We start from the raw sequence: 14,669 nt of genomic DNA on the forward strand, positions 1-14,669 counted from the left end.
AATTTAAAAAATAAAAAAATGAAAAATTAGTTCACACCATGGTACACATCACAACTATGTTTAAACTTAGCAGGATGTATATGTCTGTGAGAGTGTTTTATACCTTCATCTGTTTTAATCTCATTTAAAATTTCGACACCCTCGTGGGAATGGGTATGTTCCCCATATCTATGAGTGTGCATATGTGTATGAACTAGATTATCATCAATAATTTCTTCACTACTATTTAATTGAACATTATCTATTTCAACCTTATTTTCATCATCCTTTATATCCTCATCAAATTTTCTATCATATAATAATGCTGCATTTAAAACAACAAGGCAACTTCCTGCATTATGAACAATAGCACCAGTTACAGGGTTTAACCAACCAATTACAGACATCACAATCGCTACCGCATTAATACACATTGAAAGTGCAATGTTAAATCTTATAGTAAAAAGTGTTGAGTTTGATAATTTTTTAAGATATGGAATCTTTCCAATATCATCACCTAAAAGTGCAATGTCTGCAGTTTCTATTGCAACATCACTTCCAATTGAACCCATTGCAACACTTACATCAGATGTTTTAAGGGCAGGTGCATCATTGACACCGTCACCAATCATACAAACCTGTTTATCTGATGATTTAATCTTTTCAATAGCCTTTAATTTATCCTCAGGAAGAAGATCACCATATACCTTTGAAATTCCTACCTGTTTTGCAAAATATTCCCCTGTTTGTCTGTGGTCTCCAGTAAGTAATATGGTTTCTGTATCTAATTTATGTAACGCATCAACCATATCTTTACTATCTTCCCTTATGATATCAGATAATCCAATAAGACCTACAACTTTACCATCTAATGCAACAATCACCAATGCCTTTCCAACTGACCTTAATGATTTGATTTCTGCCTTAACCTCATCTGTAAATGAGATGTTTTCCTCCTTTAAATAATTATCATTTCCACATAATACATCACCATAGGAGTTTTTGGCACTAATTCCCCTACCAGGTATCATTTTAAAATCCAATGGATCTTCAATATCAATTGATTTATTTTCAAGATTTTCAACAATAGCCTTTGCAATTGGATGTTCACTTCGTTTCTCTGCAGATGCTGCCATTAGCAATATATCCTCACTTGTATATTTAAAATCAAAGGACATCACATCAGATACTGCCAATTTACCATAGGTTAATGTACCTGTTTTATCGAATGCAAAGGTGTTAAGCCCTCCTAATTTCTCGAGTGCTTCACCTGATTTGATTAACACACCATGTTTTGTAGCCTGTCCAATTGCAGCCATAATGGCTGTTGGGGTAGCTAAAATTAAAGCACAAGGACAAAATACAACGAGAACAGTTACACCACGCTCAATATTTCCTGTAATTAACCATGCTGCAATTGCAATTATTAATGCAACAGGTACAAGCCATGTTGCCCATTTATCTGCAATTCTCTGTGTCGGTGCCTTCTTATTATCTGCTTCCTTTACAAGGTCTATAAGTTTTTGAAGTGATGAATTTTCACCGAGACTTGTAGCCCTAATATCAATTGCACCATACATATTCATAGTACCACAGAAAACCTTATCTCCAATGGTTTTATCAATAGGTAAGGATTCACCAGTCATGACAGATTGATCGATTGAAGAGTTTCCCTCAATAATTTCACCGTCAACTGGGATTCTTTCACCTGGTAGTACCCTTAATGTATCATTTAATTTGACATCATCTACAAGAATTATCTCCTCACTGTTATCCTCATTAACGATTCTTGCACGTTGAGGTGATAAATCTATTAAATTTTTAAGACCCTTTTTAGATCTTTCAACGGTCCAATCCTCAAGAAGGGCACCTAAAGCCATAATCCATGCAACCTCACCAGCTGCAAATACCTGACCTATAAGCAATGATGCAACCATCGCCATAGTAATTAGTAATGCTGATGAAACCCATTTCTGTTTGATTAATCTGACAAGTGCTAAATATACTAATGGTAAACCACTAATAACAACTGCACCCCATGATGGATCTAACCATAACGGAACTTGAATATGAAATATCATTAGTAAAATTCCAATTAAAAGGAAAACTCCTGCAACAATAGTCATTTTAAGACCTGCAAAGAAATCCATTAATTCCTCAAAATCCATATTATCACCTTTTATTACTTTTTTATATTTTATTTATATAATGAGTATTACCCTATTTGTAAAGAAAATTATTAGAATATTAATTTTTAATAAAATTATTACATTTTTTAAGTTTGTTTATATATTAAGTATTACTTATAATCTATAAAAAAAAACTCAATATTATTGAGTTTATGAGATTAAACCTTTTAAATGTTAATATAAATATTATGAAAATTTATTTTGTTGTTTTAACCTAAAATAACCATTTTTTTAGACATATAAAACCAATTGAATAAATTTAAGACAATAGAATATTAATTAAAAGTATTACTTTTTATAGATTTATTTAAATATTAAGTATTACACAGGGTTTATAAAAAAAATCCAATTTTTATAAATAAAAATTAGATAATACTTTCAATATTCAATATCATTAATATAATACTTAAAGATTACTATTTAAGATTTTATAAAGAATCTAATTTACAAGTTCAGGATAAGATTTTGCCTTCCTATTAGGTTTATAGACAGGTAATTCTCCAGTATAACATCTTGAATCTAGGGCAACCTGCATGGTTTCACTTTTTTTAAGGGATTGTAAAAATAAATTAGAAAACATGGATCCCATTGATTTAAAAGCCGTAAGGGAAGTTGTTAAATAACCTAATCTTGTTTTTTGTGCATTCCTCATAGTTTCAACACATTCAAGAAATATAAATATGGCATTATACATTAAAACAGCAATCTCACAGAAAACCTTAGGAACCTTAATACTTCTTAAAACATGCATTACATCACTGATAGGTGTAGTTAAAGATTGAATCCCCAAAGCTGAAAAACATGCAAACACTCTGAAAAATGTTAAAACTGAAGTAGTATAGGAATATGTTGTAATACCAATACCCCAGAATCCGCTATCCCAGATATATTCCCCTTGTGGAAAGAAGAATAAAATAAACAAACATGTTAAGAATGTAAATGAAAATGGAATAACTAAAAATTTACAATATTCCTTAAGTGAAACACGGGCAATACCTAATATTATAGCACTAGAAAGAATGATAACTAGAATAGAGTAATAATTATTACTTAATATTAATGCTGACAACATAAAAAATAAGGAAATCCCTACCTTTACATAAGGATTATAATCTGCAATCCTATTTGTATGAGCAACATAATCTAAATTTATCTCCATATATTTCACCTAAAAAAAATTAAAAGATAATTAATTAATTATCTTTTTTATTTGAAGCCTGACCTCTCCAATAACCAAAAGCATAACCAATGATTATTGCACCGATTGCAGCCTGTACTGCAAAGAGTAAACTTTCAATTTCACCTGATGGTGGTTCCCATAAAGAACTAAACCAAGGTTGGTAACCTGTTTCGGATACAGCATCTGATCCTTGATCATCTGCTCCACCAAAGTATCCTTGATCTTCGCCTAATCCACTATAAATTACAAATGGTGCAACTAAAAGGATTATTACTAAGATTAATAGAATCCAATTCTCATACTTCATCTAATCATCTCCACTTGGAACATCCTGAGGATTGATTACATTTAACTTCTCAAGAAGTTCTGGTTTGTAGGATAATAATCCATTCCAAATAATCACGGTAAGTAAACCTTCAGCAATACCTAATGGAATTTGGGTAGGCATGAATATTATAAAGAATTTTGCAAATGCTGCTCCGAAGCTAGGGACAGGGAATGCTAATGCAAGTTCAACTGATGTTACGAAATAAGTCATAATATCTGCAACAAATGCAGTTAAGAATATATTGACCTTTGTATTAACTCCAACTTTTTGACAAGCCTTATATACTACCCAACCACAGAATGGACCAATAATACCCATAGATAAACAATTTGCTCCTAAAGTGGTAATACCACCATGAGCTAAAAGTAAAGCTTGGAAAATAAGTACTATAGTTCCTAAAACACCGGTAATTGCTGGTCCAAATAATGCGACACCTAAACCATTACCACAAGGGTGAGAACAACTTCCTGTTACAGATGGCATTTTAAGTGAGGATAAAACAAACATAAAAGCCCCTGATACTGCTAGTAAAGCTTTTGTATCGGGATATTCCTCCGTAATTTTTTTAATTTGATATATACCATAACCTACTATTGGAATCATTATAATATACCATATAAGACACCACATAGGTGGTAAAAATCCCTCCATAATATGCAATTTAAACTCTCCTTAATATTTTATAAAAAATTTCTAATTTAAAAATCAAATAAACTTAAAAAAAAATTAAGTTTAATTGATTAATACTTAATATATATTTTAGCTCTTATAAAGATTTCGTGAAAAAATAAATAAGTAATAATACTATTTTTTAATCAAATATTATATAAACTTAATGAAAATTGATAAAATATACAATGAATTTTATCAATATTATATTAATTAATATAAATTTTTCTTAAAAATATATTTTCGTACATAATTTAAATTAATTGAAAAGAGAATTATATAAAAATTAATTAAAAAATTGAACAAAAATAATAAAAAATTTAAAAAAATTATATATTAATAAAATCAATTTTAATTATACTAAAAATAAATCAAATAATCTTGATTCAATCATATTTGAATAAACAATTAAAAAATCTTATATAAGATATATAATATTTATAAAATTAATAAAAAATTTTTAAAAAAAAACAAAAATACCCTATAAAATAACCGAAAATTCATAATAAATTTAAAAAATATCTAAAATGAGATTATTTAATAGAAAAATAAAAATCTTTTAAAAAAAAATAATCCATTAATAAACTTAAAAAATTTAAAATCATTCTAAGTAATAAAAAATAAAAAGAAGTATAAACTAAATAATAATAATTAAAATTTATTGGGATAAATATGAAAGTTAAAAATAATATTATATTAGCATTAGATGTTATGGATATGGATGAGGCTATCAATATATGTGATAAGGTATCAAATCAGATAGACACTATAAAGATTGGTTATCCATTAACACTTGCAGTTGGAATTAATTGTATTAACACATTAAAGGATCAATTTGATTTTAAGGTTATATGTGATTATAAGGTTGCAGATATTGATGCAACTAATGATAAGATAGCTGATATAACCTATTCAAATGGTGCGGACGGTCTTATCTGTCATGGGTTTACAGGAGAAGATAGTGTTAAAGCCTGCCTAAATAAAGCAGATGAATATGGTAAGGATTTATTCCTTGTAACAGAAATGTCACATCCAGGAGCTAAAAGATTTATCCAACCTGTAGCAGATGATATTGCAAGAATGGGTGTAGATTTAGGTATTAAAAATTATGTGGCACCTGCAACAAGATTAGATAGACTTCAGGAAATCAGGGACATTGTTGGAAAAGATGCCTTTATAATATCACCGGGCGTTGGAGCACAGGGAGGAAGTGCAAAAGAAACACTTAAGATATCCAATGCCGCTATTGTAGGACGTAGTATTTATCAGTCAGATGATCCTGAAAAAGCCGTACACGACATATTGAATAAATGATTTAAAGCATTACTTCCTTTTATAAAGATTTAATAAAAAATTATTAAATCCACATTTTTATTTTAAATAAATAAAAAACCTAATTTTCCATTTTAATTACATAGATTAAATTATTAAAGCTCATTTTATTTTAAATAAATAAAAAACCTAATTTTTCCATTTTAATTTGTGAATTTAACCATTAAATACACTTTTATCATGAAAAAATTCAATAAAAAAATAAATGACCAATCAAATATCAATTAAGAAAAATAGAATTTTAAACTAGTTTTAATAATAAAAAGCTAGACTAAATACTTAAACATGGTTTTAAATGTATTATAGTTTTCTATGGAAATAATTCTTAAATTTAAACTAAGAAATCATAAAAACAATTACTCTTTGAATTCATTAGCTAAAAATAGGTTGATCTGAAAAATAAAAAAATACATTAAAAATAAAAAAGAAATGATAGAAAAAATTCAGATAATGAATTTTAACTATCTGAAATTAACTCGAACGGACCATTTTAAGCTATAATAATTTTTATCAAAAGAATAATAAATTACTGTAACATATTGGCAACCTGTTTTTGCCTTACTAATGTCGGCATAGATTCTACCATTTTTATCAGTTTTATAAACAGTATTTTTACCATTTATAGTAACACTTACATATTGTTGAACACGTGGTTTATTATTATATGTAAATTGTAATTTTAATTTATTGTTTACAGTTTTATTCTTTGAATCAAGGTATTTCTTGTTAATATTATAGAATAAAGCTAATTTACCTTTATTGTCTGATTGTCCAGTATAAGAATTTACATTATTGTTAACAAGTAAATTAACATATGCAGGATTTACTTTAACAGTGTTTGAACCTGAGACTTTAACGCCAACAACATTAGTAGAAGCACTAACCTTATAGGTACCTATTTTATTAAAGCTCATACTAACATCACCATTAGAGTTAGTTGTTCTAGTATATGTTTTACCTGCAACTTTGATTAAGACCTTTTCACCAGAAATTCCATGATTTTTATAGGTCAATTTTACACGGATCTTATTGGAATCAGCATAGTTTTTAACTACTTTATTAACAGTTAATTTAGCATATTTTTTATTCCATTTATTAACAGTAATAGTGGAATAACTGCCTATTTTTTTATTACCATTAACAACATATGCATATACGTTGTATTTTCCAGGTTTAAGATTAATGTTAAGTTGAGCAAGTCCTGAGTTGTCAGTGGTTGCTTTGTAAGTCTTACCTTTAATGACAATGTATACAGGTACATTTTGAAGGGCTGTACCATTGTGGCTTATATAGACCTTAAACTTATTGCTAAGTTTATACTCTTTAGTTAATTTAACTGGATTAACCTTGATTAAACTATTGTTCCAATTATTAATTGTTACTGAAGATGAATTAGTAACAGTGGAGTTTACTACTGAGGTAGTAACATTATAAGTTTTTGGAGATAAGTTTAATGAAAGAGAGGCTGTTCCGTTTTCATTAGTGATCCTTTTGTAGGATTTACCTGCAATATTTATCTCAACAGAAACATTACTTATAGGATTACCATCAATATCTGTAACAAATACATAGTATTTAGTTCCATCCCTATAATACATTACAACATTATTTGAAATAATAATTAAGTTATTATTTGCAATTGCATTATAGGTTTTACTTCCTTTGGAAGTGCTGTAAGTAATGTTATCTGCAGTATAACCATTGAAATCTACATTAATAGTATATTTTCCAGTGATTGTAGGAGTCCATTGAATTATAGCCTTACCATCAGTTACTGGGAGAGTTTTATTATAAACAGTTCCGTTATCGTCATATTTAATAATGACACTAATATTTCCACCATTAACTGTAGCATTATCATCCCCTATAACAGAGATGTTTACAATAGATGGCTCATACACTGAGGAGTTATCTACAGAAATATCTATATTAGTATTAACTGTCTTATTTTCAACAACAGGGGTTGTGTTTTCACCAATACTTGTATTCTCCACAGGTGTGACATTCCCGTCACTAACATTATCATCTGTTAAAATGTTTACATTGTTGTTTACAGAGTTTAATGTTGTATTATCTGAAGAAGAGTAATTTGAAGTGTCCTCTGCTGATACTCCAGTAATAGTAACTATTGTAATTAAAAGCAAAGCTAAAACTAAATATTTACTATACTTTTTCATCATATCCTCCAATTGATTTTATTAAAAATTTAAAGTTCAATTTAGAATTAGAAAAATAAAATTGAATTTATTTTTCTATATATATGTTTAATTAACGAACTTAAATACTTTATCATCCATAAATGTAAAATATTTATAATTAAATTAGTTAAAAATTATAAAAAAATATAAAAAATTAAGATAAAAATAGAAAATGTTCAAAAAAATAAAAAAATGATTGTAAAAAGTATTTTACATCATAATAAAAACTAAATAATATACAATTTAAATTGTAAAAAGAAATTTACATATCATGTTAAAATTAAAAACTAAAAAAAATATATCCCAATAAAAAAACTTAAAAAATAGATAATATAAAATTCAAGTCCAATGAAAAAATTTGAAAAAAAAAATAAAAAAAAGAAATCTAAGAATCATAAATCCCAATTAATTAGATATCTTTCAAATAAAACCCTTCCAATCTCATATGCTATTTCAAAACACAGGAAGAATAAAAATGTCCATAGACTTAAGTATCCGAATAGTGCAAGTATAAGGATTACAACCTTCATGGTAAATCTATAATCAAAGAAATACATTAAGAATTTACTTTTTGCATAGATTTTCTCATTATCATTTCCAATCTCATCTATTAAAGCAGAAATAATAATAACTGCCAGTAATAAAAGATTTAAAGTTGGAATAGACAAATACAGTGAAACAGCGAGAAATACAATCAATGTAACCACATGATGTATTCCATCAACTTTTAAAGCTATAAAATTACCTATCAATATTCCAAGAAAGATATATGCACCGTCAACACTGGAACTTGTAATTATTCCAGATACAACACCACATAAAACGCCGATTAAAGAAGCAAGAATTTTATTATGTTTCTCATCATAAATATCATCTGATATCTTCATGAAAAATCCTGAAAGACCATATAAAATAGGATAAAGTAGAAACTCCACAATAATACCCCATTATTCTTTAAAATGATCCATTGCTCCCGCATATATAAGTGGGAATAATATAGTTGTATCACCTATTACAGTTACCAGTTTTGAACCATGTTTTGCTTTAGACCAGCTTTTAGCTTCCTCAAGTCTTGCACCACTTAAACTTCCAGTTTCAGGTCTATCCATAGTGATCTGAAAACCTGCGTCAATTCCACCCTTAAGAAGATTGGATGCTAAAGTATAATGCTTAGGAATACCACCACCTAACATAATGGCACCTACCTTTTCTGTTTCAAATACAACATCAGATAAATGATGCATATCCCCAACTGCATCTACATGAAGATTATGATCCTGACTAAAAATCCATAATTGAAGACCAATCATACTATCAATAAGACCTGGTGCAAATATATTAACACTATTATGAGCAGCTAAATATAAAATAGAGTTCTCATCATCTATAAGCATTCCGAATTCATATAACAACTTCTCAATTGAGATGATATTTTTATCTTTAGGATTGTCATACTTCTTCTCGATTATCTCTAACATCTTAGTGATTTTTTCTTCAAATACTTCAAAATCACCTGATTGAGTGTATACATCGGCAATCCTACCAATTCCTGCATCATTGAGTTCCTCATCATCAAATCCTAAATCCTTATAATGTCTTCCACCAAAAGCCTCAACCATATCATGGGTTAAATTTGCGCCACTTGTAATAAGTGTACTTATCTGTCTATTCCTAATCATATCTGCAATAACATTCCTTAATCCTCCAGGAACCATAGGACCTGCAACGGATAAGAAGATCTGCATATCATCATCATTAACCATATCAATTAAAAGATTTCTAGCTCTTGAGACCCTTCCAGAACCTAAGACACCTGATGAATCAAACTCATCAATAAGTTGGCTAACAGTCATTTCATTTTTTAATTCTATTTGTTTTACCTTATGAGCCTTTAATTTTGGATTAAAATTAGATGAAATATTTTCAATACCTTTATTTTCCATAAATATCACTAAAAATAAATAAGTTTTTATAAAAAACATTAAATTTATAAAAATAAGAATTATATATAATATTATATAATGATACACTTATATTTATATATTTATTAGTAATTAAATAAAAGATTTTTCTTTAAAACATTCGAAGTTAATTAAAAATATTAAATTTATTTAAATATAATAATTCAATTAATTAAGTGGTAATAATGGGTTTTATGGATAGAATAAATAAAAAAGGAATATACAGCGATTCTATAACCGAAAGAATCCAATCAATACAGAGTGAAGATTTAAATTTAGAGGAACTTATTGATATTGCTCGTAATGATGATGCATGGCAGGTCAGATCTGCGGCATATATGAGAATAGGTTCCGAAGACTATGGATACCTTGAAATAGCTTATAATGATGGAAATAGCGATAATGCAATATCCGCTGTTAGAAATATAAAAAATGTTGAATTATTAGATGAATTTTCACTTAAAGCAAAAAATGCAAAAGCCCGTAAGGTAGCGGTTGCAAGAATTCGAAATCTTAGAGTGCTTAAGGAAGTAGCATTAAACGATACAGATCCAACGATACGTAACATAGCATTATCAAGGGTAAATGATGAAAAGTTATACAAAGAATCTGCCATAAAAGATACTGATTTCAATGTAGGTAAATTTGCTTTAAGCCACATCACATCACTTGAGGACATATATTGCATAGCTTTAAATAGTAAATGTAAAGAAACACGTTTTATTGCAACTGAGTTAATTGAAAATGAGGACATACTTGAAAGAATAGCTATTAAAGACGAGGATGTCGATGTTGGAATCGTCGCAATCGATGGAATCGAGGATGAGAAAAAGCTTACAAATATTGCCCTTAACAGTAACTGCCTTAACTCCAGAGGTCTAGCAACGGATAAAGTCTACAATCTCAAATATTTAAAAGAAATTGCAATAGCCAACAGAAACAATGATATGGCATACATTGCACTGGATAAAATCGAGGATGAGGATTTACTACGTGACATCGCACTTAAAGCAGACAAGGTCGAATACAAATCATCAATCATTAAAAAGATTTATGATGAGGAAAAACTTCTCGAAATAGGTTTAAACAGTGATAACAACCAGATTAAAGAGGAGATAGTAGATAAAATATATGATGAGGACAAACTTAAAGAACTCTTTATAGATAATACAGATGCTACTTTAAAATCCAAGATTGCAGAAAAGATTGATGATGAAAACGTTTTATACTCATTATATGATAAGAATGAGGACGACTCCGTTAAGAAAATTCTAGTTGAGAAAATCCATAATGAGGATTACCTTAAAGAGATACTTAAGGATTCAGACAATGCAAGTATCAGAAAGGTAATCGTGAATAAAATAACGGATATCTATACTTTAAATGAGATAGCCAAAGATGATGAGGTATGGCAGATACGCGCAATAGCATATGAGAAGCTTGGTAAAATAGAGCCTGCCCTTGAAGAGATTTTAAATAACACCAATGATTCCGAACTATTCTATGATTCATATAATGAATATAAGGATTTGGAGGTTGGGATATCCGATTTTATCGAAAATAAAAAATTTTTCATGGATACTTTACTTATACCCTATGAAAAAACCCTATCCTATTATCAGAAACTTGATGATAGATATCCTCTAAAGGAGCTTGAGGATACAAGCGAAAATAAAATAGAATTGATTAAAGAAAGAGAAGAGCTTTGTAAAAAGAAAATTAAGGAGTTTAAAACCAATATTAATAAAGTAAGCTCAGAAGGTAAAGATAAAATATTATATCTTGCCCTTAGCCAGGAAAATTATGAGAATCACAAAGTTGTAGTGGAATTAACTAATGATAGAGAAATTCTAAATAAGATAGCCCGTGATGAAAACGAATTTCCACGTATTAAAAAATTAGCCCAGGCAAAACTAGAAGAGATAGACGATATAATTATTATCTAAACAGTTTCACAGAACCTTTTAAGTTTTCTGATAGATGATATAATATTATCCAAACTCTTTATTTCTATTTTTTAAAATAAGATTTTTTATCCAAATATACTCTTTTTAAGATATTACTATATATTTAATCATTTGATTTATAATGATAGATTGAATGGATTTAAATGAAAACCAATTTTTATTGATTATAGAAATATCTAATAGAATAAGAATTTTAATTTAAATAACAAGTTCATAAAAATAATTAAAAAAAAGGAGATATAACTACTCGGTAGTTATAGGGAATTTTTTAAGATTAATCATGGATTCAATAAGATCAGTTCTTGTTACAATACCAATTGGATTGTTATTATCATCGGTTATAATCAATCTTCCTATTTTATGTTTATACATTATTTCTACCGCATTTGCAATAGACATGTCCTTATTAACACTAACCACTTTAGGAGACATATATTCACTGACTTTTATATCCTCCTTATTTTCTGCAATAGCTTTTACAACATCTGTAACAGTTAAAACACCGACTGCCACATTATCAACAACAATTGGTGCACCATTAATAGAATTGCAGGAAAATATTTTTGATGCCTCACGGATAGTATTGTCAGGAAACAATGTTAATAAATCAACAGATCCTATTTCAATAACTGATTTTTTAGGTATGCTGCGTATTGTATTTGTCTCAAGTAAAATAATATTATCTGTATCATCACGTCCTACAACCTTACCGATTACACCTAGATTATTGACTGGCGTAGGTCCAACCTGAATCTCATCACCAATATTCAAAGATTTTATATTGCCTAATACCTTAATAGCAGCTTCACATTCCTTTGGATGAGGCACACTGGTAAATTCAATTTTAGCAACAGAAAGTCCTTCTATCCTATTGTTATTAACTGAAATTGGCACTTTTGAATCTTTATCAGATACTGGTATGTTTAAATTATGATAAGCTTCAATAGTTGGTTTATAACCACCCCTAGGACCAGGCACTCCCTTCACTAAACCTAAACTTCTCAATGATTGCATCTGGTTTCGAATGGTACCAGGATTACGGTTCATAACTTCAGCTATTTGTTCACCTTTAATAGATTTACCTTCAGAGGTTTGATATAAATTAATTAAATTTTGTAAAATTTCCTTTTGAACTGAGGTTATCATTATTAATACCTTCTTAAAAATTGTTAAGAATTTATAATTATAATTAATGATAATTTATTTTTTATCATATTAAAACTTTGTTAAAAAAAAGAGGGAAGTTTTAATTTATAATGATAGATTTCTTAAAAAAAATAGTATAATAAATCTATATAAAACAATAATAATTTAAAAAACTTATAATAAACAATTTAAATTTAGAAAACGAATTTAAAAATAAGTAATACATCAAATAAATTATTTTACAATCAAAAAAATATTTAGATATAAACAAATCATTATGAATAATAATTAAAAATGTAATTTTACATGATAATTAATTTATTTTAAACATGAAAAAAATAATTTAAAATTTAATTAATTAAAAAAAAATTAATAATTCTATGAAGAATTAAATTAATAGATAAAGTTTCCATTAAAAAAAAAGAATAAAAAATCAATAATCCTATGAAGAATTAAATTAATAAAAAAAGTCTCTGTTTTTTTTAAAAAAAAGAATCAAAAATAATATTAAAAGATTTAAAACTATATAAAATTTTAAAAGTTAAAACATTATTTAAATTACTTTTTAATCCGTCTGTTAAATGGAATTAGTCCTAAAACAATTAATACTAAAAACACCATATAAAGTGGATTTCCAGTATTTAGTAATGGGACATTATTAACTAAAGTACTTGAATTATTATTATCATTATAAGATATAATATTATTATCACCATTAGGGTTTAATGGAGTAGTGTTAGTACCATTAGTATTATTCCCTGAGGTAGTATTGTTAGTGTTTCCAGGATTTACCGGAGTACTGTTAGTACTGTTAGTACCGTTTGTGGTATTATTACTTGGTTGTGGAACATCTACTTCTGTAATTTTAAATCCCCACATATTCATGTGAGTACTATTCATATTTTGAAAACCCATAAAATCGTATATTTTATAATGGGTGCTATTGGTCCATTTAATATTGCCGGTATTATTTACACGGGTTCCGTTATTATACTCATCAACAACCCTTTTATTGAGATCTGATAAACCGTCATAATTGTTTACATTATCATAGAAGTCCCATATATAAGATTGTAAATAGATACTATTAGGAACATTAGGATCATTAATATTATTAAAGGCATCCAAATATTCATAGATTAGTATTTTTAAAAATTCTCCAATTGGAGTTGCATTAGTTAAATGCCAATGGCCAACAACAACCCCTGTATGATTAGGACTAACCACCTTAAAGGTATCATTCCAAAATATTGGATGTGTCTTACTGTCATTAGTTTCCAAATAACCACTATGATGTATTGCATAAGCGTTATACCCATTAGACATAGTAACATTATTAAAACTACGGGTATCTGAAGTATAATTCACACGGTTACCATTCTCATCAAAATAATAGTCATTTGGATTCTCATATTTAGAATCAGTTAAATCATCATTATGATCATTGTGGACATACACATCTGTACCATTTTCTTCATTAACATCTGAAACCTGGGAACTACCATTATTAGAATCAGCAGTAATAACATTACTTACACTCTGTGCACCTACTGAACTAGTACATAATATGATAGTTACAAACAAAGTCAATATTAATAATAATTTTTTATTTAATATCATATCACTCCCTAAAAATATAATTTAACCTAGTTCAAAAAAAAATTGAACATAAAAGAAAAAATATTTTTCTATTATTTCTTTAATGATTTATATTATATAA

Annotated in this window: 11 protein-coding genes; 2 read left to right on the top strand and 9 right to left on the bottom strand. The window is 27.9% G+C overall.

Annotated elements, in window-relative coordinates; all coding sequences use genetic code 11:
• Positions 1-26: 26 nt before the first annotated feature.
• From ON24_RS03210 to ON24_RS03225, 4 genes are all read right to left on the bottom strand, one after another.
• Positions 27-2,147: a heavy metal translocating P-type ATPase gene (locus tag ON24_RS03210; RefSeq protein ID WP_040681951.1), complete on the bottom strand. Its 2,121-nt coding sequence runs from the start codon at positions 2,145-2,147 to the stop codon at positions 27-29.
• Positions 2,148-2,607: 460 nt separating this feature from the next.
• Complete coding sequence (gene cbiQ, locus ON24_RS03215) at positions 2,608-3,327, bottom strand: cobalt ECF transporter T component CbiQ (protein WP_040681952.1); 720 nt, start codon at positions 3,325-3,327, stop codon at positions 2,608-2,610.
• 34 nt (positions 3,328-3,361) lie between these two features.
• Positions 3,362-3,655, bottom strand: coding sequence for an energy-coupling factor ABC transporter substrate-binding protein (locus ON24_RS03220; RefSeq protein ID WP_040681953.1), 294 nt, complete (start codon positions 3,653-3,655; stop codon positions 3,362-3,364).
• Positions 3,656-4,336: an energy-coupling factor ABC transporter permease gene (locus ON24_RS03225; RefSeq protein WP_040681954.1), complete on the bottom strand. Its 681-nt coding sequence runs from the start codon at positions 4,334-4,336 to the stop codon at positions 3,656-3,658.
• Positions 4,337-5,017: 681 nt separating this feature from the next.
• Here ON24_RS03225 and pyrF point away from each other — a divergent pair.
• Positions 5,018-5,659: an orotidine-5'-phosphate decarboxylase gene (gene pyrF / locus ON24_RS03230; RefSeq protein ID WP_040681955.1), complete on the top strand. Its 642-nt coding sequence runs from the start codon at positions 5,018-5,020 to the stop codon at positions 5,657-5,659.
• A 479-nt stretch (positions 5,660-6,138) separates the two neighbouring features.
• Here pyrF and ON24_RS03235 read toward each other — a convergent pair whose 3' ends face one another.
• The 3 genes from ON24_RS03235 to ON24_RS03245 form a co-directional block, all read right to left on the bottom strand.
• The gene (locus ON24_RS03235) at positions 6,139-7,854 is read right to left on the bottom strand and encodes a carboxypeptidase regulatory-like domain-containing protein (RefSeq protein WP_040681956.1); all 1,716 of its coding nucleotides are present in this window, start codon (positions 7,852-7,854) and stop codon (positions 6,139-6,141) included.
• Positions 7,855-8,267: 413 nt separating this feature from the next.
• Complete coding sequence (locus tag ON24_RS03240) at positions 8,268-8,810, bottom strand: hypothetical protein (protein ID WP_040681957.1); 543 nt, start codon at positions 8,808-8,810, stop codon at positions 8,268-8,270.
• A gap of 12 nt (positions 8,811-8,822) precedes the next feature.
• Positions 8,823-9,818, bottom strand: coding sequence for a deoxyhypusine synthase (locus ON24_RS03245; protein ID WP_050553542.1), 996 nt, complete (start codon positions 9,816-9,818; stop codon positions 8,823-8,825).
• Between the two features lie 203 nt (positions 9,819-10,021).
• Here ON24_RS03245 and ON24_RS03250 point away from each other — a divergent pair, with 203 nt between their 5' ends.
• Positions 10,022-11,782 carry a hypothetical protein gene (locus ON24_RS03250; RefSeq protein WP_040681958.1) on the top strand — a complete coding sequence of 587 codons (1,761 nt, stop codon included), beginning with the start codon at positions 10,022-10,024 and terminating at the stop codon, positions 11,780-11,782.
• 264 nt (positions 11,783-12,046) lie between these two features.
• Here ON24_RS03250 and ON24_RS03255 read toward each other — a convergent pair whose 3' ends face one another.
• The gene (locus ON24_RS03255) at positions 12,047-12,949 is read right to left on the bottom strand and encodes a CBS domain-containing protein (protein WP_040681959.1); all 903 of its coding nucleotides are present in this window, start codon (positions 12,947-12,949) and stop codon (positions 12,047-12,049) included.
• A 558-nt stretch (positions 12,950-13,507) separates the two neighbouring features.
• A complete protein-coding gene (locus tag ON24_RS03260; protein ID WP_040681960.1) occupies positions 13,508-14,569 on the bottom strand; it encodes a hypothetical protein in 1,062 nt (353 codons plus the stop codon).
• Positions 14,570-14,669: the final 100 nt, after the last annotated feature.

The organism is Methanobrevibacter boviskoreani JH1, from assembly GCF_000320505.1.
Classification (GTDB): Archaea; Methanobacteriota; Methanobacteria; order Methanobacteriales; family Methanobacteriaceae; genus Methanarmilla; species Methanarmilla boviskoreani.

Coding starts and splice junctions, on each gene's coding strand:
- ON24_RS03210 (WP_040681951.1), bottom strand. CDS start 2,147: ATGGATTTTGAGGAATTAATGGATTTCTTTGCAGGTCTTAAAATGACT.
- cbiQ (WP_040681952.1), bottom strand. CDS start 3,327: ATGGAGATAAATTTAGATTATGTTGCTCATACAAATAGGATTGCAGAT.
- ON24_RS03220 (WP_040681953.1), bottom strand. CDS start 3,655: ATGAAGTATGAGAATTGGATTCTATTAATCTTAGTAATAATCCTTTTA.
- pyrF (WP_040681955.1), top strand. CDS start 5,018: ATGAAAGTTAAAAATAATATTATATTAGCATTAGATGTTATGGATATG.
- ON24_RS03235 (WP_040681956.1), bottom strand. CDS start 7,854: ATGAAAAAGTATAGTAAATATTTAGTTTTAGCTTTGCTTTTAATTACA.
- ON24_RS03245 (WP_050553542.1), bottom strand. CDS start 9,818: ATGGAAAATAAAGGTATTGAAAATATTTCATCTAATTTTAATCCAAAA.
- ON24_RS03250 (WP_040681958.1), top strand. CDS start 10,022: ATGGGTTTTATGGATAGAATAAATAAAAAAGGAATATACAGCGATTCT.
- ON24_RS03255 (WP_040681959.1), bottom strand. CDS start 12,949: ATGATAACCTCAGTTCAAAAGGAAATTTTACAAAATTTAATTAATTTA.
- ON24_RS03260 (WP_040681960.1), bottom strand. CDS start 14,569: ATGATATTAAATAAAAAATTATTATTAATATTGACTTTGTTTGTAACT.